The sequence below is a fragment of the Vibrio orientalis CIP 102891 = ATCC 33934 genome, from assembly GCF_000176235.1.
In the GTDB taxonomy this organism is placed as follows: Bacteria; Pseudomonadota; Gammaproteobacteria; order Enterobacterales; family Vibrionaceae; genus Vibrio; species Vibrio orientalis.
Genome location: NZ_ACZV01000004.1, coordinates 969001 through 990416 on the forward strand (window position 1 = coordinate 969001; position 21416 = coordinate 990416).

At 44.6% G+C, this 21416-nt stretch carries 21 protein-coding genes; 14 read left to right on the forward strand and 7 right to left on the reverse strand.

The features are described 5' to 3' along the window. The first annotated feature begins 13 nt into the window (after positions 1–13). The 4 genes from deoD to VIA_RS07915 all read left to right on the forward strand — a co-directional run bounded on the left by deoD (position 14) and on the right by VIA_RS07915 (position 5428). Positions 14–724, forward strand: coding sequence for a purine-nucleoside phosphorylase (gene deoD, locus VIA_RS07900; protein WP_004412279.1), 711 nt, complete (start codon positions 14–16; stop codon positions 722–724). A 59-nt stretch (positions 725–783) separates the two neighbouring features. Next, positions 784–2253, forward strand: a complete 1470-nt coding sequence (locus VIA_RS07905; protein WP_004412280.1) for a hypothetical protein — start codon at positions 784–786, stop codon at positions 2251–2253. 126 nt (positions 2254–2379) lie between these two features. After that, positions 2380–3867: a hypothetical protein gene (locus tag VIA_RS07910; RefSeq protein ID WP_004412281.1), complete on the forward strand. Its 1488-nt coding sequence runs from the start codon at positions 2380–2382 to the stop codon at positions 3865–3867. Further along, entirely contained in the window at positions 3848–5428 is a 1581-nt protein-coding gene (locus tag VIA_RS07915; RefSeq protein ID WP_004412282.1) for a GGDEF domain-containing protein, read from the forward strand. The genes VIA_RS07910 and VIA_RS07915 overlap by 20 nt, the downstream gene beginning before the upstream one ends. A 15-nt stretch (positions 5429–5443) precedes the next feature. Here VIA_RS07915 and VIA_RS07920 read toward each other — a convergent pair whose 3' ends face one another. Continuing rightward, positions 5444–6328, reverse strand: a complete 885-nt coding sequence (locus VIA_RS07920; protein WP_004412283.1) for a DMT family transporter — start codon at positions 6326–6328, stop codon at positions 5444–5446. A 141-nt stretch (positions 6329–6469) separates the two neighbouring features. Between VIA_RS07920 and VIA_RS07925 the strand changes: the two genes are divergently transcribed. The 6 genes from VIA_RS07925 to VIA_RS07950 all read left to right on the forward strand — a co-directional run bounded on the left by VIA_RS07925 (position 6470) and on the right by VIA_RS07950 (position 13166). Further along, the gene (locus tag VIA_RS07925; protein ID WP_004412285.1) at positions 6470–6856 is read left to right on the forward strand and encodes a DUF3302 domain-containing protein; all 387 of its coding nucleotides are present in this window, start codon (positions 6470–6472) and stop codon (positions 6854–6856) included. Beyond that, positions 6856–7986 (forward strand): HlyD family secretion protein, encoded by a 1131-nt coding sequence (locus tag VIA_RS07930; protein WP_004412287.1) that lies wholly within the window; start codon positions 6856–6858, stop codon positions 7984–7986. Before VIA_RS07925 ends, VIA_RS07930 begins: the two co-directional genes overlap by 1 nt. A 139-nt stretch (positions 7987–8125) precedes the next feature. Next, a complete protein-coding gene (locus VIA_RS07935) occupies positions 8126–9937 on the forward strand; it encodes a tetratricopeptide repeat-containing diguanylate cyclase (RefSeq protein WP_138977027.1) in 1812 nt (603 codons plus the stop codon). Positions 9938–10086: 149 nt separating this feature from the next. Beyond that, entirely contained in the window at positions 10087–10635 is a 549-nt protein-coding gene (locus tag VIA_RS07940; protein ID WP_004412289.1) for an ECF-type riboflavin transporter substrate-binding protein, read from the forward strand. A 6-nt stretch (positions 10636–10641) separates the two neighbouring features. After that, a complete protein-coding gene (locus VIA_RS07945; protein WP_004412291.1) occupies positions 10642–12330 on the forward strand; it encodes an ABC transporter ATP-binding protein in 1689 nt (562 codons plus the stop codon). Further along, a complete protein-coding gene (locus VIA_RS07950; RefSeq protein WP_004412292.1) occupies positions 12327–13166 on the forward strand; it encodes an energy-coupling factor transporter transmembrane component T family protein in 840 nt (279 codons plus the stop codon). The genes VIA_RS07945 and VIA_RS07950 overlap by 4 nt, the downstream gene beginning before the upstream one ends. A gap of 31 nt (positions 13167–13197) precedes the next feature. On the opposite strand, the gene VIA_RS07955 is transcribed toward VIA_RS07950, so the two are convergent. The 3 genes from VIA_RS07955 to VIA_RS07965 all read right to left on the reverse strand — a co-directional run bounded on the left by VIA_RS07955 (position 13198) and on the right by VIA_RS07965 (position 14568). Further along, positions 13198–13545: a GlpM family protein gene (locus VIA_RS07955; RefSeq protein ID WP_004412294.1), complete on the reverse strand. Its 348-nt coding sequence runs from the start codon at positions 13543–13545 to the stop codon at positions 13198–13200. A 10-nt stretch (positions 13546–13555) separates the two neighbouring features. Beyond that, positions 13556–13912: a hypothetical protein gene (locus VIA_RS07960; RefSeq protein WP_004416114.1), complete on the reverse strand. Its 357-nt coding sequence runs from the start codon at positions 13910–13912 to the stop codon at positions 13556–13558. A 200-nt stretch (positions 13913–14112) separates the two neighbouring features. Then, the gene (locus tag VIA_RS07965) at positions 14113–14568 is read right to left on the reverse strand and encodes a GNAT family N-acetyltransferase (RefSeq protein WP_004416110.1); all 456 of its coding nucleotides are present in this window, start codon (positions 14566–14568) and stop codon (positions 14113–14115) included. Positions 14569–14816: 248 nt separating this feature from the next. On the opposite strand from VIA_RS07965, the gene VIA_RS07970 reads away from it, so the two are divergent. From VIA_RS07970 to VIA_RS07985, 4 genes are all read left to right on the forward strand, one after another. Further along, the gene (locus VIA_RS07970; RefSeq protein ID WP_004412301.1) at positions 14817–16244 is read left to right on the forward strand and encodes a methyl-accepting chemotaxis protein; all 1428 of its coding nucleotides are present in this window, start codon (positions 14817–14819) and stop codon (positions 16242–16244) included. Positions 16245–16360: 116 nt separating this feature from the next. After that, positions 16361–16693 carry a hypothetical protein gene (locus VIA_RS07975; protein WP_004416107.1) on the forward strand — a complete coding sequence of 111 codons (333 nt, stop codon included), beginning with the start codon at positions 16361–16363 and terminating at the stop codon, positions 16691–16693. A gap of 122 nt (positions 16694–16815) precedes the next feature. Then, on the forward strand, positions 16816–17244 hold the full coding sequence (locus VIA_RS07980) for an acyl-CoA thioesterase (protein WP_004412305.1): 429 nt from the start codon (positions 16816–16818) through the stop codon (positions 17242–17244). 148 nt (positions 17245–17392) lie between these two features. Beyond that, positions 17393–18097, forward strand: a complete 705-nt coding sequence (locus VIA_RS07985; protein ID WP_004412307.1) for a DUF445 domain-containing protein — start codon at positions 17393–17395, stop codon at positions 18095–18097. A gap of 42 nt (positions 18098–18139) precedes the next feature. On the opposite strand, the gene VIA_RS07990 is transcribed toward VIA_RS07985, so the two are convergent. The 3 genes from VIA_RS07990 to VIA_RS08000 all read right to left on the reverse strand — a co-directional run bounded on the left by VIA_RS07990 (position 18140) and on the right by VIA_RS08000 (position 21399). Beyond that, complete coding sequence (locus VIA_RS07990; protein ID WP_004412308.1) at positions 18140–18616, reverse strand: Lrp/AsnC family transcriptional regulator; 477 nt, start codon at positions 18614–18616, stop codon at positions 18140–18142. Positions 18617–19145: 529 nt separating this feature from the next. Then, the gene (gene putP, locus VIA_RS07995; RefSeq protein WP_004412310.1) at positions 19146–20633 is read right to left on the reverse strand and encodes a sodium/proline symporter PutP; all 1488 of its coding nucleotides are present in this window, start codon (positions 20631–20633) and stop codon (positions 19146–19148) included. Positions 20634–20700: 67 nt separating this feature from the next. Continuing rightward, positions 20701–21399 carry a hypothetical protein gene (locus VIA_RS08000; RefSeq protein ID WP_004412311.1) on the reverse strand — a complete coding sequence of 233 codons (699 nt, stop codon included), beginning with the start codon at positions 21397–21399 and terminating at the stop codon, positions 20701–20703. Positions 21400–21416 lie beyond the last annotated feature (17 nt).

Here is a 21416-nt window from a genome sequence, read left to right on the forward strand (position 1 = left end):
CGGAGTAAAAACTATGGCAACCCCACACATTAATGCACAACCAGGTGATTTCGCTGAAACAGTTCTAATGCCAGGTGACCCACTACGTGCTAAATACATCGCGGAAACTTTCCTTGATGATGTAAAGCAGGTATGTGACGTTCGCAACATGTTCGGCTACACAGGTACTTACAAAGGTAAAAAAGTGTCTGTAATGGGCCACGGTATGGGTATTCCATCATGTTGTATCTACGTACACGAGCTAATCGCTGAGTACGGTGTGAAGAACGTGATTCGTGTAGGTAGCTGTGGTGCAGTACGTGACGACGTTAAACTGATGGACGTTGTTATCGGTATGGGCGCTTCAACTGACTCTAAAGTTAACCGTATCCGTTTCAATAACCACGACTTCGCAGCAATCGCTGATTACGGCCTACTAGAAGAAGCGGTAAACCAAGCTCGCTCTCAAGAAGTACCAGTAAAAGTTGGTAACGTATTCTCTGCAGACCTTTTCTACACTCCTGAAGCAGACCTCTTCGAGAAGATGGAAAAACTAGGCATCCTAGGTGTTGATATGGAAGCGGCTGGTATCTACGGCGTTGCTGCAGACTTAGGTGCAAAAGCACTAACAATTCTAACAGTATCTGACCACATCATCCGTGGTGAGAAACTAAGTTCAGAAGAGCGTCAGAAGTCATTCAACGACATGATGAAAGTCGCTCTAGAAACTGCAATTAACATTTAATTTATTCACTTTGCCACTAAGCCTAGCTTGGTGGCACGAATAATCCCGAGGGGGAGATAGTGACTACTGGCAAACTGCCACAGGAAGCAGACGGTTTACAGCTCAACTTTTGTAAAACATTGGCGTGTGACAACTTTGGATTGAGTGACGCACATCGTTACGTTGTGCAGCATGCGAACCCTAAGCGACCTGCGATGGTATGTCGGGAGTGTGGTGCTTTCCCCCCCTTACTTAACAATCAAGAAGTTCTTAATGAACTTCATCGATTGAGACATCTCCATAGTGATGGCCTACCTGCCTGCCGCAATGACGACTGCAGTAATTTTGGTCTATCCGTCCATACCCACAAACATCTCTATCATGCTTTTGGCTATAGTGGCGATCGCCAACGTTATCGTTGTAAATGTTGCCAGTCTACCTTCGTAGATAAATGGTCAGGTGCCAATAAGAAACTCCAATTTCAAGAAAACCTCCTTGGCTTGCTTTTTATGGGCTATTCGGTCCGCGAAATCTGCCGAAAGCTAGAAATCAACCCAAAGACGTTTTACGATCACGTTGACCATATCGCCAGTCGATGTCGACGAAAACTGGCCATGTTTGATGCTCGCTGGGTAAATCATGCCGCAAGCTATGAACTCGCCTCGCACTATGTCTCTTTGCAGCCCAAAAGTAACAACGGCGTTCTTTGGATTGCGACAGGTGAAGCGCATAGTGGGTACATCTTGTGTCAACACGTAAACTACGCAGCCAATGAAGAACCTATAGGCGAAGTTGATCATGACCCGTACAAGTACCCGTCAAGATTTGTTTCTCGGGAACACTCTTCTGAAGCGAATATGCCTGCGCCGCCCCCTTCTCCAGTACTACGCGAGCGTATTGACCAACAATATCAAACCATTCTCGCAAGGGGGAACGTTGAAGACCCAATGGGTAACCTAACCGTCTTTAACTACCCAACTAAAGGCGCGCTTGTTCGACCGCCATACACCTCATATGCGCATTTCCTGCATGTGCTTGACCTGTGCCAAGAAGAGCGTCGAGTTTCTATCTATTTACCTCAGGATCCTGTGTTACGCTCTGCCGCATTAAGCATCTGCCTGCCTCGTATTCAGCGTCAAAATATCGACCTAATGTATGTTGAGGAAGATCAAGGGTGGAATCCTGAGTCTAGTATCGACAAAATTGACATTGTCCACATGGGTTGGTGGCGTGACCGTTGGGCCATCACCTCTGGCATTAATGCATCAAAGGGGATCTGTTATTTAGCCGGTGATAAAAATCAACCGAAACATTGGCTACGCAACGCTTCAATCCGCCGTACGGAGTTTTATCAACATCGTTTTCAAACCCTATTTGAAAGCTTTATCAACGAGCCTAGGCGTAAACTTCGTCCGGGCGGCTTACTGCCAATGCTCGATATTTTTAGAGCTTGGCATAATTTGTGCTACCAAGATAAGAATGGAAAGACAGCCGCTCAAGCCTTAGAGTTGACCCAATCACCTTTAACCTTACGCGAGTTACTGTCATAACGGTTAGTAATGTGACGGGGGCCTTTAAACGGCTGCCGTTTTATTACTTTTTATAGTGTTCATCTGCACTCTATTCATATAATGCCATAATGTAAGATGAACTCTACGCGGTAAAGGATTGATTCATTGGATAAAAGCCAGCGACTTCTAGAAGTCGAAATTGAACAGCTTAAGGATAAGATAGAATCCGAGCCCGAAAAGGTCTGGGCAATAGCTGAACAGTGCGCCGCGCGCTCTGCGCAAATCCTCTACCCTGAAGGTGAGATTCAGTCCCTGATCATCATGTCTCGTTGTGCATGGTGCAGTATGGATTACCGAAAAGGCCTAAAATACATCAAAGAGGCACACAGTAAACTAAGTGCCTTAGATACTGATGATCTTCTTCCAGAAATTCTTCATATTCATGCCCTACATTACTGGGGTCAAGCAAAGTACTACTCCGCTCAGCAATATTGGATCAATGCTTTAGAACAATCAGCTCTGGTTGATGAAGTCGAAGTGCAATTGGAAGCATTAATTGGCCTTGGGAACGTATGGCGAATCACTCACGAATATCAACTCGCTAAATCGACTCATGAGCTCGCCGTCAAAGTCGCGAATAATGCCCGTATCCAGTGGTTAGAAGGCAAAGCGCGAATTTTGCTTGCTTGGGATCACTACCTACTCAATAACTTCGTTGAGATGCTTTCAGTCTTAGACGGTGCTACAGAAGCCTTAAAGAACCATCATGACAACACTTGGCTGGCTGAAGTATGGGATTTTAGAGGCTTAGCTCTGCTTGGGCTTGAACGTATTGAAGATGCTGAAGAAGCGACCAATAAAGCGCATGAATTAGCCATCCAACACAATCTAGTTTGGATGAAAACACACTCATTCATCAGTCGTGCTCGAGTTGAACTGCTCAGAAAGCGCCCCAACGAAGCCGCTGACCTGCTGATTCAAGCAGAGCAGTCAGCCGTTGCCTTTGATAATGGCGAACTTCTCTCGCAAATTTGTTTTCAGCAGTCACGCGTAGCGGAAGAGTCTGGCAACTTTAAGCTTGCCCTTGAAGCATTCCAAAAATATAGAAAGCATTCAACCACCATGCTTCGTGAGCAAACGGCTAGAGTGAGTAACGATAAAGCGAGAGCCTCGAAAAGACAGCTAGAACAACGCGCTAGGAAACTGATCAACCGAATTCGTGGCCAGCATGAGTTCGATCCAGAAAAACAGATGACCCAAATGGTGTCTGAAACCTATTGGTGGGAACAACTGATCTTATTTAAGACAGAGCTCAAACGTTCGAACCATTCTGTGATCATTATTCAGCACTCTGACTCGCGCTACCTAGATGTTTGCGCAGAACTCGCTCACTCTATCTGTAACAAACAAGATATGCTGTCACGCATCAGCAGCGATCGATTGGGACTATTACTCGCAGACAAAGGGGAAGCGGCTCTCAGCGTATTTCAGGTATTAGCCAAGATGATTGAAATATACCCTTGGCAGCGTAAAGGACTAGAATGCTCGCTGCCTAAAGTCATTTATCAAGACATTCTGTCTTTCCCATTCACACTAGAACAACTTGAAGAAAGCCAGGAACAGGAAGAGCTGCATGGAAACGATACTAAATAAGATTTCTGATTCCGGCTTAGATGCATCTTCCGTTAGTGGCGAAGAAGCGCTGATTTTCTGGAATCACGTTCGTCAACACATCGCAACCACAGGGCAAGAGAAAGCTCAGTGCTTAATTATCAGTGCAGAGTTTCGTTTTGAGCTCAAGCAGTATCAAACGAGTATTGATGAACTAAAAGAAGCTCTGTCACACTTATCTCTACCACATGATGCTGAACTCGTATTAGAGGTACGCAATGGGTTGGCTGATAAACTTATTGAGAGCGGTGATTACCATGGTGCACTCAATGAATACATCAGTGCGTCGACCATCGCCGTCGACAATGGGTTTATCGATGAATATGTTATCGCTGTGCTAGGGATGGGTAATTTATGCGATGCGTATGGCGACCATAACCGAGCGCTTCGATACTACCAAAAAATAGACAGCATTGATCACGCTATCGGTAGCCGATCGCTGAGACTTCGTTACAAACTGTACATGCTCGCTTGCTACATTGAGCTCAATCGAACTACCGCTGCAACGGACCTCATTAAAGAGTGTGAAGAACTCAGTATTTTAGTCAGTGACAAAGTACTCTCTGGGCAAATTCTTCTCTACCAATCCAAGCTCTATCGTCAAAATGGTCAAACCGACCTTGCAATGCAATGTCTGGGTAATGTTCAGTACTCGCATGGTAATGTCCATTCCGCATGGCTATCTAATTCGATTCGTTTAGAACTTGCCGCATGCTTGAGTGAACAAAACAAACCACATCTGGCAAATTGGATACTTGAGTCGACACACAAACGTATCAAAGAGTACGCCTCTCCTATTTTGTCACTGAAACTCGCCAATTCACTTGCCAGTATTAGCGAGCAAAAAGACGACTACCAGAGTGCTCTCGAATATCAAAAGCGCGCTTTTCGTATCGAAAGCGACCTAATGAAAAAGATCCCAATTGGTGAGCTTGGTGCGAGCCAATTAAGGCGTCTATCTCGTTTCGAGCTGCAACTCAAACTGATCTTATCAGAACAAGAAAACCGTGAGCTGAAAGAAACCACTGAAAGTCAAAAGCATACCGTGGCCCAACTTCAGCAAGATGTCTTTACCGACCCACTTACTAGTCTACATAATCGACGCTGGCTTGATGTAAAACTTAAGGATTTATTGCTGCACGATGTACCTTTCTCCTTAATGGTCGTCGATATCGACCACTTCAAGTCGATCAATGATGAACTCAGTCATTTAGTTGGTGATAAAGCGATTGTAAACGTCTCACATGAACTCGCAGCCTACTTCAAGTTTAGAGGTGCTTCATGCGTACGATTTGGTGGCGAAGAGTTTCTGGTAATCTTAGAAAGAGCGACCTTAGAGCAAGCAGAAATGCACGCTGAAAACTATCGAGAACGAATCTTTAAGTTTGGCTGGCAAAGTATACTTGGTGAGCGCGGACTTACTGTCAGTATTGGCATTACCCTACACCGCGAAGGTGAAAATACCCAACGTACATTCTATCGAGCAGACAAAGCTTTGTATCGAGCAAAAGCCAACGGTCGTAACCAAGTCTGCACTGAATAGTAGGGGGCTCCTCCCCTACTTCATAAAGAACAATGATATACCTGCCACAGCGACAATCGTCCCGACCATCCCTCGCTTGGAAATGGGTTCCCCTTTCGCCGCATAAATCATCAACATAAACAGCGGGCTTGTGGCGATCAAACTCTGGGCAACCGCTGGGTTCGCGTATTTTAAAGCAACTTGCTGAAGCCACAGAGCCAAGAATGTACCAACAAAAATCGCGGCTAATAGCCAAACAAAACCGTTCTTCCCTAGTTGTAAGAGGTTTTCTTTCATCGAATGATACGGCTTTTTTTCTATCCAACCGATCATCACCATGACAAACAGCACGCCCATCGATAGACGAATCAATGCACCCAGTAATGGCGGTAAGTCGCCTGCCACCAGCGCGTAGTGAGAAATCACCACACCACTGGCTTGGCATACGCTTGCCACAAGACCAAATACTACCCCGCGCCAGTCTAACGGAGAGCCATCAGCGTGAAACACCGTAAGAGAAACGGCCACTGTCGTTACAATTACCCCGAGCCATCCCTGCACTGGCAATACACTGCCCAAAGCTAGCAAGGCCAATACACCAGAAAGTGGTGGTGCTAGGGACTCTAGAAGCAATGTTTTATTAGGCCCTATCCGTTTTAACGACGCAAAATAGGCACTGTCACCAATCGCGATGCCAATGATTCCGGATACGGCAAGAATGGCAAAGTGGTCCGCCGAAACAGCAGGGGTATCAACCACAGAGAAAGGAATCACACACATCATCAAAGCTGACGCTACGACGCCTTTTACTATATTGAGCTGAAGCGCACTAAAACGGTGGCTAAATTGGCTATATATCCACGTTGCGACAGCCCAAACTAGTGCCGCCCCTACTGCTGCAATTTCTCCCTGAAAAGACATCTTTCCCCCTAATTCATTGTTCTATTCTTGCGAGTCCGGTTTTACCGACACCCATCTAATTTGTTGTTTTTATTGCTATACTTTGTTGTAGATAATCAGTACTCTTTATAAATTCCATCTCATTAAGCAAGGATTGTTAATATGTTCTTGGATTATTTCGCACTAGGGCTGCTTGTCTTCGTCGCGTTGGTTATTTTCTATGGCATTATCGTCATTCACGATATTCCCTACGAGATCGCCAAAGAGCGCGAGCACCCACATCAAGATGCTATTCACTACGCAGGCTGGGTAAGCCTATTTACCTTACATGCTATCTGGCCATTTCTCTGGATTTGGGCCACCTTATGGCGCAAGGAGCGCGGTTGGGGCTTCCAAAAGCTCGAAGAAGAGCAGCATGACATTCATCATCGCGTTGATACGCTAATCGATCAAGTCAATAAGCTACAAGAAGAAGTACGTGATCTCAAACAGCAGCAACCGACTCAATCGGTGCAAACGTACAGCAAAAGTAATGAGGAGGAGCAATAATGGATTTACTACTCATTCTGACGTATGCCGCACTGTGTATCACAATTTTTAAAGTCTTCAATATTCCGCTGAACAAATGGACGGTTCCAACAGCTGTACTTGGCGGCGTTGTTCTGATCGGTACTTTGATCTTACTGATGAACTATAACCACCCATTTACTCAGATTGGTAATCAGGTTTATTCGACCACGCCAGTTGTATCTGGAGTAAGGGGGCGCGTGATTGACGTCCCCGTTGAAGCAAATAAACCTCTGCGTGAAGGCGATGTTCTTTTCACAATTGACCCGATTCCTTACGAAGCGGAGGTTGCGAAGAAAAAGGCACAAATCAAAGAAGCAAGTCAAGGTGCGCTAGGTTTAGAGTCTTCACTACAAGAGGCGATTGCTGCAAAAAACAAAGCGATTGCTGAGAGAGATAAAGCGAAGCGTGAATTTAGTCGTTACCAACGCGGTTACGACAAAGGCGCATTTACGGCACAACAACTTGATACTCGACGTCAAGCCTACAAAGCAGCAGAGTCTTCCGTTAACGTTGCAAGCGCTAAAGTTGAGCAAGCAGAACTCGCTTTAGACTCAGAGATTGGCGGTGAAAACACCACGGTCGCTCGTCTATTAGAAGAGCTACGCCAAGCTGAGTTCAATCTTGAGCAAACCATAGTTAAAGCACCTACTGATGGTTTTGCCACTCAACTTGCGCTACGCCCTGGCGTGATGGCAGTTCCTCTACCGCTCGCTCCAGTGATGACCTTTGTGCATACCGAAGAGGTCTTTTACGCTGCAGCCTTTAGACAAAACTCACTCCAACGCCTTAAACCAGGATTTGAAGCAGAATTTTTGTTTAGAGCGTTGCCGGGTAAAGTATTCAAAGGTGAAGTGGTAGAAATACTGCCCGCCATCGGTGAAAGTCAATTCCAAGCTCGTGGCGCACTATTAGGTACTGACGCACTGCGTACCAGTGGTCGCGTGTTTGTTAAGTTAAAGATAACCGACGACTTATCCGACTATCACCTACCATTAGGGACTGCTGTGGAAGTCGCGGTTTATTCAGACAAGTTCACTCACGTTTCCATAATGCGTAAGGTACTCATTCGAATGAAGAGTTGGCAAAACTTCTTGTACCTAGACCACTAATAAGCTCAATAAATAGGTAGAGGCGCGATAAGTGCCTTTACCTACCCCTACCAACCGAGATCTATTTCACACAAACAAAATACACAATACTGGACAGCCGACCGTTTGTGTAGAATTCTCGCTTTTGCGACTTAACGGCATGATGAATAAGCTCTCCTACTTAGCATTGCTAAGCGCAACACTCTTTGCGTCTTACCTCTTTGCCCACCCAACCTTAGAGCAAGCTAAAGAACTCCTTAAGTCTGAACCAACGAAAGCATTGAAGTTAATTCAATCCGTTCATTACGCGTCGTTAAATAGCGCCGAGCAAATTCAATATGCCCACCTCTACGTATCAAGTCACAACCTGCTAGGTCAGTACACTGGGAGTAAAGCATGGATTGAAGAGTATTCACTGCCAGAAACCTCTGACTCCCAGCAAATGGAAGAGCTGTTTGATTACTCAATACGCGCCGCTTGGGCCTATGAGGCGACTCAGCAATATCAGCATGCAATGCAGTGGTATCGCTTAGCAGAACGTTATGGTGTGCGTCTAAAGGATAAAGAGAAGCAAGGTTACGTCTATTTGCAATACAGTGCCGTGGAAAGCCTACAAGGCAATCAGTACCAAGCACTCAAGCTCGCCAACCGCGCTTACATTTTGCTTACGGACAGCGATGATACTGAGATGGTCGCCGATCTACATAGCCAACTCGGGATTTTGTATTACCTCAATGGTGACTACGAGCATGCGATTCGTTTTCAAGAGCAGGTATTAGCACAAGCGACGCAAGATAACAGCCTCCAAGAAATCGCGGTTGCACACTACAACTTGGCCAATGCCTACTATAAATGGTCTAAAGTAGAGTTCAGCAAAGATAAACTCACTACCGCAGCGATCAATTACCAGCAAGGTCTAGCACTCGCGCAAAAGTTAGAAACTAAATACTTGCAGAGGAATCATCTCCTCGGTCTGATCTCTCTCTATACCTACTCTGAATCATTAGATGATGCCGCATTACGAGTTAGGCAGCTAACTCAGCTAAATTTAGACTATTCAGGCTACGCCAAGCTCTCTTACCATTTAGTCTTAGCAAGTTACAGTCAGGCTATCGAAGATATACCAAGCTTATTAGCGCACTTAGATAAAGCGAAAGAATACTATACGCAACCCAGTAGCTCACTACCTGCCTATGCCTTGGATAAACAAAAAGACGTCGCGGCACTTTACGCGGCAGTCGGTGACCATCAGCAAGCTTTTCACTGGCTAGATAAATACAGTACCCAAGCGATTGGCCGATACAAATCTCAAACTCAGCAAAAAGTGAAAGAGCTACAATCAGAAATCGAGAATAAACGTCTAGAGATAGAAAACCGCGATTTAAACAATCAAGCTCAAACACGACTTTGGGTTGCCGCGATAACCCTATTAATTCTGATACTCAGCTTTGGCCTTTTATATCACCAACGCAAAAGAAAGCAGCAATTCTACCAGTTGTCTAACACCGACTTCTTAACCGGTTTGTCGAATCGACGCCATATTTTCGAGTGGGGGGAGGCACAATTTGATCGCCTTAAGCTATCGTCGATTATGCTCGATATTGACCATTTTAAAACATTGAACGACACCTATGGGCATGACTTTGGTGATGAAGTGCTCAAGACCGTCTCTTCTATTGTCACCAAAGCGGCACGTAGTGCAGATGTTGTTGGACGTATCGGCGGTGAAGAGTTTTTGATTTTGCTACCCAATGTCAGTCGACATCAACTTTCGCACCTCGCAGAAGACATACGTCAGAAAATAGCTCAACATCGATTCACAACGCCAGACCATAAAGAGATTCAAGTGACGGCAAGCTTTGGTATTACCGAGCACCGAAGTGGCTCGCTCTCAAACCAAGTTAACCTCGCAGACACAGCCTTGTACAATGCTAAACGGTCCGGACGCAACCGTAGTGTATTTTCAGTTTGACGGTCGTATTTTAGCCATCTAGATAGTTATCTTTCCAAACTTACATACAGAAGGTATAATCTACGCCTCATTTTCACAGGCAAATAAAATTCAATCAAAAGAAGCGTTTGTGAACCAAGTTCTCTAAAAATTTTTACAAAGGGTTATCTATGAATCTTTCGGCTAAGACCGTCGTTGTGATCGCTATTGGCGCAGCACTATACGGTATTGGTGGATTACCAATGTTTGGTATTCCCGTATTCGCCAATACCACACTAAAACCAGCAATGGCCGTATTGGCACTATTCTCTGTTCTATTTGGTCCACTGGTCGGTTTTTTGGTTGGTTTTATTGGTCATTGGGTTACCGATTTATTCGCTGGATGGGGCGTATGGCTCACGTGGGTACTAGGTTCTGGCATTGTCGGCCTTGTACTTGGCTTCTTCCCTAAAATGACTCAAAACCGACTCGCTAAAGGTGAATTCAACCACAAAGATTTCTCCCTGTTTGTCGTTTTGGCTTTATTTGGCAATATCGTAGGCTACGGTTGCTCTGCTTTCCTAGATACGATTCTTTACGCAGAACCTTTTACCAAAGTCTTTACTCAGCTTTCTATTATCGCTGCTGGTAACACGATGCTAATCGCCGTCGTCGGTTACTTCATCCTTAAATCGGTCGCTAAACGCAACCAGCAAAGCCGCAACTTAACTGAGTCTTAATCATCAATGACAATTGAATTTTCTGACTTCTCTTTTAGATATGACTCGCTGGACAAACCAACGCTGAAACATATCAATCTAAGGATAGAGAAAGGAGAGAAAATCGTCATTATCGGTCCAAGCGGTAGTGGGAAGTCTACCCTTGGCCAATGTCTAAATGGCCTAATCCCTCATGCAATAAAGGGAGAGACATCAGGGCAACTGCTGCTTAACGGTCAAGATTCGACGACACTCGACCTGCATCAATACACCGAACAAGTTGGTACTGTCTTACAAGATACAGACAGCCAATTTGTTGGGTTAAGTGTTGGTGAAGACATTGCATTCGCTTTAGAAAATCAGTTGATGTCAAATCTAGACATGTACCCGCTAGTAAAAGCCACGGCAAAGATGGTGGAGCTGGAGGATTTACTGACACGCTCACCTCACGATTTATCTGGTGGGCAGAAACAGCGTGTCTCTTTGGCTGGTATTTTGGTGGATGAAGTCGATACGCTTCTGTTTGATGAGCCCTTAGCAGCACTTGACCCACAAACGGGTCGCAAGACCATCGAAATCATTGACCAACTGCACCAAGAAACGGGTAAAACCATTATTATTATTGAGCATCGCTTAGAGGATGTACTCCATCGCTCTGTCGATCGCGTAATTCTAATGGACCAAGGGGCAATTGTTGCCGATATGACGCCGAATGAGCTGTTAGCATCGCCGCTACTAGAGAGCCACGGAATCCGCGAACCTCTCTATCTCTCAGCACTTAAATCGGCGCAGTGCCCACTAGATGAAAAGTTGCAACGTGATTCATTAGATCAGCTATCGCTAGAGCCATTCAAGCCCTACTTCGCACATTGGCAAGCAGAGCCGCCAACACATGCTGGGCACAGTCATACGCTTTTATCCATTGATAATCTGACCTATTCATACGATGGCGAAAAGAATGCACTCGAAGGTGTATCGTTTGATATTCAGCAAGGTGAGTTTGTTTCGATCTTAGGTAAAAATGGCTCAGGTAAATCGACCATTACCAAGTTGGTTATGGGCGTCATTAATCCAGATCTGGGCTCAATTGCTCTCGACGGTCAAGAGCTGTCATCATTATCGATTTTTGAACGTAGCCAACGGATTGGTGTGGTGATGCAAAACCCAAATCATATGATCTCCCATCATATGATTTTCGATGAGATCGCTTTTGGGCTGCGTAATAAAGGGTTAGAAGAATCTGCTATTCAACAGAAAGTGACTGAAGTACTTGAGCTTTGTGGGCTGAGTAAATATCGCAACTGGCCTATTGAAGCTTTAAGCTACGGGCAGAAAAAGCGTGTCACTATCGCTTCAATTCTTGTGTTAGAACCTAAACTTCTGATCCTTGACGAGCCAACCGCAGGGCAGGATTATCGTAACTACACGGCAATGTTGAGCTTTATTAAAAAACTCAATGAACAGCTTGGTATTACGGTGATTATCATCTCTCATGATATGCACCTAGTACTTGAATATACCGACCGTTCTATCGTGATTTCGGACAGTAAACTCATCGCTGATGCGCCAATGACCCAAGTATTCAGTCAGCCAGCGCTATTAGAGCAGGCGAATTTAACCACGACCAGTTTGTACGATTTAGCTAAGGGGTTAGGTAAAACGGATATCAACAGCTTTATGCAGTACTTTATTCAACAGGAGCACCATGCAGCATGAATGCCTCTAAGATGAAGTTTGGTATCAGCTACGTTGATACTCAATCGCCGCTACATGGCCTAAACGGTATTACAAAATTCGCTCTGTTTATGGCTTGGGTGACCGTGGTCCTAACAACCTTCGATTTGCGCCTTATCGGCCTGTTGATCGTGTCAGGACTTATGCTACTCAAAATGACGCGCGTTCCGGTCAAGGTATACAAACCATTATTAATCGGTACAGGTAGTGTACTGCTACTTAATGCGCTGTTTATGTTCCTTCTCGCCCCTCAGCAAGGCAGTGAATATATCGGCAGTACCACGACCTTGCTCGAATTACCCGGCAATTACTCTCTGACTCAAGAGACCTTGTTCTACTTAGTCACAGTCACATTGAAGTATTTCAGCATGTTCCCGATTGCCTTGGTGTTTGTATTTACAACCCACCCGACTGAGTTCGCTGCGAGCTTAAACCGAATAGGTGTGCCTTACAAAATTGCCTATGCGGTAAGCCTGACCCTACGCTACCTGCCAGAAGTAAAAAATGATTTCGTCAATATCATGCATGCACAACAAGCTCGCGGGCTCGATATTTCAAAAAACACCCCGTTGATGCAACGTCTGCAAAACGTGGCAAAGATTCTTGGCCCGCTAATTTTCTCAAGCCTAGATAGAGCAGATGAAATTTCAAATGCAATGACACTGCGTGGGTTTGGTCGACATAGCAGCCGAACTTGGTATAGCGCGAAGCCGCTAGGGCGTAATGACAAGTTGTGCCTAACCGCGATTGCCATAATTGTCGCGCTGGCAATAGCCAAACGCTGGATAGACACCGAACTGTTCTGGTATCCATTCTAGTAAAAAGCCTAGGTTTGAAACCTAGGCTTTTTTACACTGTTTGCATCGATCTGGTCCAGACTAACAGCAAGATCATCGCTGATGTAAGCCAAACTGCAGTCGCCATCGAGAGTGTATTCACTAAGCTAAATCGATAACTAAAATAATAAACCGCGAGCAAATACCCTGCGTAAGGTAGCAAAGAATAAAGACCAAACAGTGCGGTCTCTCTCAGAGCCTCCATGCCACGTTCCGTACCCACAACGTAATGAGCAATGAGAGCAAAGGTAGGAAACAACGGCACTAAACCTGCGATATAGAAGCTTTTACTTTTTGAAAGTAGCGCAATCATTAATACCGCAGCGGAACCCAAAAGACACTTACCAAATAGAGCTAACATCACGGCCTTCTCACGCTAAATTCAAAAACAGTTCTTCATCGGTCATGTACTTATGCTTCGCACTCAAATTACGTAAATGCATAAACATAAAATCAGGAAAGCCCGGTGCTAGTAGATCGTTTGGTTGCCAGACAATTCCGCCAACAAACACGTACCTACCTTGCTTCTCTTCACTGTGTACGACATTGTTAATCTCAGTTGATAATTCAGGTCTTACCCCCTCAATCACGCACACAATCTGCCCTCTTGCGACCCCAACAACACGCTTTACTAGATTTGCTTTCATTCCACATTTCCACGCCTGACGCGTAGCTAATTCGAATCCGTGCTTGCGCACTCCTTTATGAATATTGACGATGAGGTTCATTGCTACCTACTAATGAAAACAAACTTACCTCTAGGTTAGTAACCCGTATAGAAGATGACGATAGCTCCATCTAACCAAATTCTCACTGGATGAAAATTTGCCAGAATAAAAGCCCCAAATTACCTACAGACAAGACAAGCGCTCCATCTTGGTGCTTTCAGGCACCAAAATAGCGACTAGGTTGCGATACATTTAGCGCTTCATAGAGTAATGCTCATGAATTGACTATTAGGATCCAGCGTATAGTCAGCGAAAGGCTCGCAATACTCGAAACCATGCTTCTCGTATAACGCTCTTGCTGGCGCAAAGTAAGCCATTGAGCCCGTTTCTAAGCTGATTTTAGTCATACCCTGTTGGCGAGCATAGTCTAAAATATGACGAAGCATGGTCGAACCTACACCCATCTTCCTCGCTAAGGTTGCAGTTCGCATCGACTTTAATTCACCGTGTTCGTGGCTCAACGCTTTTAGCGCAGCACATCCTAGTAGTTGCTCTCCCTGCCAACTGCTCCAAAAAGTGACTGAGGGCTCTTTGAGACCTGACACATCTAATGCATGCACACTTTCAGCAGGCGATGTTGCATTCATATCCTCTAGGTGTTCACGCAATAAATCCAATACAGCCGAACTTTCCAAACGGTCTTCAATTATCTTCATATTTCCTCCGTAAATTTGTAATCAGAACAGCAAACAATATGCCAGTTCTATATCGCTCATTATTCGAGGCGGTAATACCACTATCCATTGCCACCAACACCAATTAAGATCACAAATATGAATTCAATACGACAGACTGTTACATACATATGAGATCTAAGTCAGGTAAATTTGAGTTATATTTCGATACATTTGTCATCACTAAATTACATAGTTACGACCAAATCACTCAACCAACGGATTGAAATATGAAAGAAGTTGAATTTCGTACTATAGATCGCTTGTTTATTAAGATGTCGATAAACGACAAGATCTGGGTCATTTTCTCGCTGTTTTTGATTGCTGTTACTGCTCTCGCTGGTGGGCGTTACTACCAAACAGTCAACAATATTGAGACACAAACAATTGTCGCTGCCGAGCAATATCTCGCTGGTGTATTGACGCACTCCGATAGCACCGCGATTGCAAATAGCGGCCAAATCGCAACCGTGTCACAACCTAGCGAACCAAGTTATCGACAAGGCGTTGCCGTAGTATCAGCGACGCATTCTAGTGGGACAACCTATCAACTGACTTTCACCAATCCAAATATCGAAGAGCTAGAGTCTCAAGCTTTAGTTACTTTCGCTCTAAGCTATCTATGGGCAATTCCATTTGCGATTTTCTGTTACTGGGTCGCTACTTTCTTAGGCGGCGCGCTGTGGGTGCTATATACAACGACACAACGCATTGGTGAAGGGGATTTAACATCACGCCTTGGTTTCCACCCAGGTCGTGATGAATTTGGCACTATCGGCTGCGCGCTCGACAAAGCGATGGATACATTGACTGATCTGGTTGTGACCGTAAAAGACAATGCGACGACATTGAGCGATACATCGTCTTCATTTGAGCAAGAGATGAAACTCAGTGAAACCCAAATCAGCCATCAATATGCTTCCCTTGATTCAGTTGCAACTGCAATGGAGCAAATGACTGCATCGGCTAAAGAAGTGTCGAGCATTTCTCAGCAAGCGACGAAGCAAACCGAAAACGATTCGGATCATATTGAAAATAGCCACAACCGCGTCCAATCCGCCATTAACGAAATTGGCAAGCTGTCCGACTATATTGGCCAGGCCTCTCAATCAGTTTTAAGCTTAACCGATAACACAACGCAAATTAATGAAGTGATCACCACCATCAATGCCATTTCTGAGCAAACTAATTTATTAGCACTGAACGCAGCAATCGAAGCCGCTCGCGCAGGTGAACAAGGGCGAGGTTTTGCCGTCGTCGCGGATGAAGTTCGAACGCTGGCAGGAAGAACTCAAGCCGCTACGGTAGAGATTCAGTCGATGATAGAGAAACTTCAGACAGAGACTCACAGTATTTCATCGATTACCGAACAAACGGTCAGCCAAGCGAAAACAAGCAGTGAGCTCGTTGCTAATATCGGTAATGATGTTCAAGCTATTTCTGAGTCTGCCAAAACGCTTATGGATATGAGTATTCAGATCTCAACATCTGCAGAAGAACAAAGCGCAGTCGCAAATGATATCGCTTCAGAACTCAGTGATATTAGAACCCAATCTAACACAATTAGAAGTGTTGCTGAGCAATCGTCTCAAGGAATCGCTAGTTTGAGCCAAGCCTCTCAATCGCTGGCGGATGTACTCAAACAATATCGAACCTAATTGTTTATAATTAAGGGCCTTCGGGCCCTTTTTTAATGCTCAGTAAAAAGGTGCGGCCAAACCTACCTCCGGAACTATACTTAAGTTAATTTCTAAGGTGGGACAAGGATGATGCTATGAGCACCTTATTACTTTACGTACTGTTATTGAGCAATCCTGAGACTGGACAATCCAGTTCAATTCCTTTGAAGTGTGAGCTTTTACACTCCGCTGATACATTTTGGTTTTACAAAGAGCAACTGGTCTTTCAAAGCGAACAGTTTATTATTTTGCAAAACTTCAAAGGTAGGACAGTCACCCAAGTAGATATGAAAACCGGAGAACTTATCAGAACCACTTATATTGGTGAGCCATACGATCCTAAATATCAGATATTACTTGGGGAATGCTTGGATGTTGAGCACACACTTAAAATGTGGCAGCTAGATGACGTCCCTTACGACAACTAACCCCGAAATTATTTAATTCTACTAACGAGGCTAGAGGTATCCAGATCACAACTTGTTAACATTTAACCCCCACCACAACACCTTTGAATTAGTATATTTACTCGATTTAAAGGAGAACCACCATGGATGAGTTACTGAATGACTTTCCAGTCACCACTGAAATAGAAGTAGCATGGGGAGAAATGGATGCCTTACAGCATGTAAATAACGCCGTCTACTTTCGGTACTTTGAAACCGCTCGACTCGACTACTTCAAACAAATTGACTTGCTGGTGAATCTAAAACAGAGCCACATTGGCCCCGTTTTAGGCCATACTGAATGCCGATATAAGCTGCCGGTGACTTACCCTGATACACTGTTAATTGGGTCCCGAGTAAGCGACCTACAAGATGACCGCTTTACGATGGAATACCAAATTGTCAGCCGAAAACTGGGGAAGGTCGTAACGGTAGGAAGCGCGACATGTGTAATGTTTGATTTTACAAACCACACTAAGGCGCTTATCCCTGAACATATAAGCCAAGCGATTATCAACACTGAAGAAAAGTGAGGCACTTGCCTCACTCGAGAGTAGATCAGCGTCAGATACCTATAAGCGGTAAAACAATGTTATCGCTTACATGAAGTGTTTGTGTGCCAAAAGTTCTCTGAGTTGTTATATACTCCCGTTTTCACTAATAACTTCTTTAAATTTCTCCATGAACAAGAGCTTAATTACTAACGTAGTCGCCCTAGCCCTTCTCGCTGGTGGCTATCAAGCCGGCAACCAAATCGCGTTTTATGCGGGTTTATTCGCTTTTTCTGGCGCAATCACCAACTGGCTAGCTATTCACATGCTGTTTGAAAAGGTGCCTGGACTGTATGGTTCTGGTGTCATCCCAGCACGATTTGAAGAGTTTAAAGCGGCGATAAAGAACTTAATGATGGAACAGTTTTTTACCCAAGAGAACATCGACAAGTTTTTAAGCACAGAGATGTCCGGTGGTAAGACACTTAACCTAGAGCCCGTGATTGAGAAAATCGATTTCAACCCAACTTTCGACTCTTTAGTCGAGGTTATTGCCAACTCACAGTTTGGCGGAATGCTCGCTATGTTTGGCGGTACAGAAGCACTTCAACCTCTCAAGCAGCCGTTCGTTGAAAAAATGCAAGAAGCGATCATCGACATGAGTCAAAGTGACACCATTAAAGATGCGCTCAAAGAGCAATTTGAAGCACCCGCTATGATGGATGAGATAAGAGTAAACGTTGAAAATATTATTGACCAACGCTTGAGCGAGTTGACTCCTCGCCTAGTCAAAGAGATGGTGCAAACAATGATCAAAGAGCACTTGGGTTGGCTAGTTGTGTGGGGCGGTGTATTTGGTGGTTTAATTGGTGTTGTGTCATCGTTCTTCGCTTAACACTAACGAACACTAAAAAGGGAAGCGCACTGCTTCCCTTTTCTATAATTTGCCAATCAAATCTGCATTCACCCCAAAGCTGGTTTTATGCTCTTCGATGACCACCTCACTACGAGTTTGAATCACTCCAGGTAAGGTTCCCAGTTTCGTCGACATGAAGCTTTGGTAGGCCTTCATATCTTTTACCCTGACCTTAATCATTGTATCGAAGTCTCCAGAAAGTGAGTAACACTCTTCAATTTCTGGCATATCGGATACTGCTTCAGCGAATTTTTCGAATATAGAAAAGCTAGTCTGATCAAGGCGAATATGGATAAATACTTGTACATCCAAACCCAGTTTCTCTGGGTTTAGCTCGGCATGGTAGCCTTTAATATAGCCTTCCTTCTCCAATCGTTTCACACGATCAGAACAGGGAGAGGTGGTTAAATTAACTTGCTTAGCTAACTCAACAATAGGAAGTCGACCTTTTAGATTTAAGGCACGGAGAATTTCACGGTCGATTCTATCTAGTTCCATTGGCAGCTCTTATTAAGACGAGAAGATCCATCTTAAAATAAAAGCGCTTTAGAACTTACATCTGCACTAAATTTAACGATATTTTTGTGAAGGTTACGCGATTTTCACGCCAGAAAATGCACCTTGTGGCTGAGAAACGAACTCCGTTTGCGTATTGCACGAACGGCAAAACGCCTGTTTTTCCATTTTCACGTAATGAGCGCCTTTAAACACTGTAGCAAAAAAGCAGGCCATTGATTTTACCACCGAGTGTTGTTGTTCATTACAACGCTTTAATACAATCTTATGTGGGGTACTTTTTTGGCAGCAATGGCAGTGCAGGTGTGGCATTTTCTCTCTCCGGCTAAATCAGTCTTCCTGATAATCGACACATTATGGAAGCGAGAGTTCCCACAACTCATACTTTAGTTCATAAAATGTGAACCTTGTTCAATTAATATACGAACCTTTCCAGAATAGTCGGCTAGCTGAATGGGAAAATAAAAAAGCCTCGCAGAGCGAGGCTTTTATTTAAAACCATTGGGATTAATTAATCGAGCTCAGTAAGCTGCTTTTTAAATGTCGCATGCTGTGACTTAACCGATGCTTCAGGTTCACCCGTCACCATACTGACTACAACAATAGACAGAGTCGACAAAATAATTCCTGGTACGATTTCATACACATCAAACCAACCACCTGATAACTGCTTCCACACCACAATCGTGATACCACCAACCAGAATACCAACTAGTGCACCATTGCGGTTCATACGCTCCCAGTACAAGCTAAGAATTAAAGCAGGGCCAAATGCCGCACCAAATCCAGCCCAAGCGTAAGAGACTAGGCCAAGCACTGAACTGTCCGGTGTCATTGCAAGAATCAATGCAACGATAGAAATACCAACGACCGCGATACGACCGACCATCACGATTTCTTCTGAGCTCGCATCTTTCTTAAACACTTGTTTGTAGAAATCTTCAGCCAATGCAGAAGAAGAAACAAGTAACTGAGAATCCGCAGTACTCATTACTGCAGCTAAGATCGCGGCAAGAAGAATACCGGCAACGACTGGGTGGAATAGCGAGTTCACCAGTAACATGAAGATCTTCTCACCGTCATCCACACTGATGCCAGAGTTGTTCACATAGATCAGACCAACCAGACCAACCAGCATTGCGCCAATCATAGACAAGCCTGTCCAGATAACAGCAATACGACGGGCCGTCGTCAGATCGCGGTTTGAACGTGATGCTTTAAAACGCGCTAGGATATGTGGCTGACCAAAGTAACCTAGACCCCATGCAACCAATGAAATGATTGCAATCGCGCTCAAAGGCTCACCTTTTGAGTCATTCCATAAAGTCAAAAGTTGAGGGTTGATAGCCGACAGATCATTGCTTAGTTGGCCCAAACCGCCTTCCATTGCCGTGATAGGGACAATCAGGAGCGCCGCCGCCATCAGTAGACCTTGAACCAAATCAGTCCAAGATACCGCAAGGAAACCGCCAAACAATGTATAAGAAACTACACAAACAGTGCCAATAATGACCGCTGTGGTGTAATCAAGACCAAAGACTGTTTCAAATAGTTTTCCGCCTGCAACCAGGCCTGAGCTGGTGTAGAAAAGGAAGAATAAAAGAATGAAGAATGCAGAAATTACCTGAATCATCTTTGATTTGTCGTTAAAACGACGAGATAAGAACTCCGGTAAAGTTAGCGCGTCCGTTGTAATGCTGTACGTACGTAGACGTTTCGCTGTGATTAACCAGTTCAACCAAGTACCGACTAGTAAGCCACCCGCAAGCCAGAAAGCTTCAATACCCGCTGCATAAGCATAGCCAGGCAAGCCCAATAACAACCAACCACTCATATCCGATGCACCTGCAGAAAGCGCTGCTGGCCAAGGGCCTAACGAACGACCACCTAAGAAATAGTCACTTGAGCTTTTCGTTCGTTGATAAGCAATAACGCCAATTGCAAGCATCAGGATCAGATACGCAATAAACGTGGTTGTAATAGCAAAGCTATTTTCCATTTGATTTGTCCTCTTTTAAAAGATCGCCTTCCCTGAATGCCCTCTCTCGAGGGCAAGTCATTGAAGATTAGTGATTTTCAGCGCCAAGTTCTAACAAGGTCGCGTTACCACCCACTGCTGTTATATTTATAGTTCTAGTACGCTCGGTAATGAACCGAAGCACTAAATGTGGATCATGAGCGACAGGTATGCTCACAAGATCCGTTTCAGACGTTAAGTTAACAATCGCGCCTGAACGTTTTGCCAATTGTCGGTTGATACTCCTTTCAACCTCAGGGTTACCTACATACCCCACACTGCGTACATCTGAATCAAGAAGCTGATGGTAAGCATCTAGAGCTGCAAACTGTACTAAGTTGGTAGGAAGTGAAGACTGCAGGTACGCAGACTCCAAGGCTTGGCTAAGCTCTGTGTCATCACTGCACAAGATAACGCTATTACCTGAGATAAGCGCAGCCGTGAGCTGGGCCATAACAGCGTATGTAGCTTGTTCCTGAGAGCTGTCTTGAATCACTAGAGCAACACCACGTCCTGCGGTGTATAGTTCGTTAGTCTCCCCAGTTGGACCGATCAATTGATGCGTTTCAGCTAAAAGCGCTGACGCTTGCTCAATATGATAAGAAACAACGGACGCTAACTCAGGCTCTACTTGTTGTAAGGCCTGTTTAAAAGCGAGCAAACACTCACTCTTAGAATCAAAATTGGTTAGATTCCAGTTTTCCCACGCTGAGAAAGCATCAGAAAAACGTGTTACTTGATGAACCATACTATTTCTCCTTGCCC

Excerpts from the sequence above, each read along its gene's own strand:
- deoD (WP_004412279.1), top strand. The coding sequence starts at position 14 with ATGGCAACCCCACACATTAATGCACAACCAGGTGATTTCGCTGAAACA.
- VIA_RS07915 (WP_004412282.1), top strand. The coding sequence starts at position 3,848 with ATGGAAACGATACTAAATAAGATTTCTGATTCCGGCTTAGATGCATCT.
- VIA_RS07920 (WP_004412283.1), bottom strand. The coding sequence starts at position 6,328 with ATGTCTTTTCAGGGAGAAATTGCAGCAGTAGGGGCGGCACTAGTTTGG.
- VIA_RS07925 (WP_004412285.1), top strand. The coding sequence starts at position 6,470 with ATGTTCTTGGATTATTTCGCACTAGGGCTGCTTGTCTTCGTCGCGTTG.
- VIA_RS07930 (WP_004412287.1), top strand. The coding sequence starts at position 6,856 with ATGGATTTACTACTCATTCTGACGTATGCCGCACTGTGTATCACAATT.
- VIA_RS07935 (WP_138977027.1), top strand. The coding sequence starts at position 8,126 with ATGATGAATAAGCTCTCCTACTTAGCATTGCTAAGCGCAACACTCTTT.
- VIA_RS07940 (WP_004412289.1), top strand. The coding sequence starts at position 10,087 with ATGAATCTTTCGGCTAAGACCGTCGTTGTGATCGCTATTGGCGCAGCA.
- VIA_RS07945 (WP_004412291.1), top strand. The coding sequence starts at position 10,642 with ATGACAATTGAATTTTCTGACTTCTCTTTTAGATATGACTCGCTGGAC.
- VIA_RS07950 (WP_004412292.1), top strand. The coding sequence starts at position 12,327 with ATGAATGCCTCTAAGATGAAGTTTGGTATCAGCTACGTTGATACTCAA.
- VIA_RS07955 (WP_004412294.1), bottom strand. The coding sequence starts at position 13,545 with ATGTTAGCTCTATTTGGTAAGTGTCTTTTGGGTTCCGCTGCGGTATTA.
- VIA_RS07960 (WP_004416114.1), bottom strand. The coding sequence starts at position 13,912 with ATGAACCTCATCGTCAATATTCATAAAGGAGTGCGCAAGCACGGATTC.
- VIA_RS07965 (WP_004416110.1), bottom strand. The coding sequence starts at position 14,568 with ATGAAGATAATTGAAGACCGTTTGGAAAGTTCGGCTGTATTGGATTTA.
- VIA_RS07970 (WP_004412301.1), top strand. The coding sequence starts at position 14,817 with ATGAAAGAAGTTGAATTTCGTACTATAGATCGCTTGTTTATTAAGATG.
- VIA_RS07975 (WP_004416107.1), top strand. The coding sequence starts at position 16,361 with ATGAGCACCTTATTACTTTACGTACTGTTATTGAGCAATCCTGAGACT.
- VIA_RS07980 (WP_004412305.1), top strand. The coding sequence starts at position 16,816 with ATGGATGAGTTACTGAATGACTTTCCAGTCACCACTGAAATAGAAGTA.
- VIA_RS07985 (WP_004412307.1), top strand. The coding sequence starts at position 17,393 with ATGAACAAGAGCTTAATTACTAACGTAGTCGCCCTAGCCCTTCTCGCT.
- VIA_RS07990 (WP_004412308.1), bottom strand. The coding sequence starts at position 18,616 with ATGGAACTAGATAGAATCGACCGTGAAATTCTCCGTGCCTTAAATCTA.
- putP (WP_004412310.1), bottom strand. The coding sequence starts at position 20,633 with ATGGAAAATAGCTTTGCTATTACAACCACGTTTATTGCGTATCTGATC.
- VIA_RS08000 (WP_004412311.1), bottom strand. The coding sequence starts at position 21,399 with ATGGTTCATCAAGTAACACGTTTTTCTGATGCTTTCTCAGCGTGGGAA.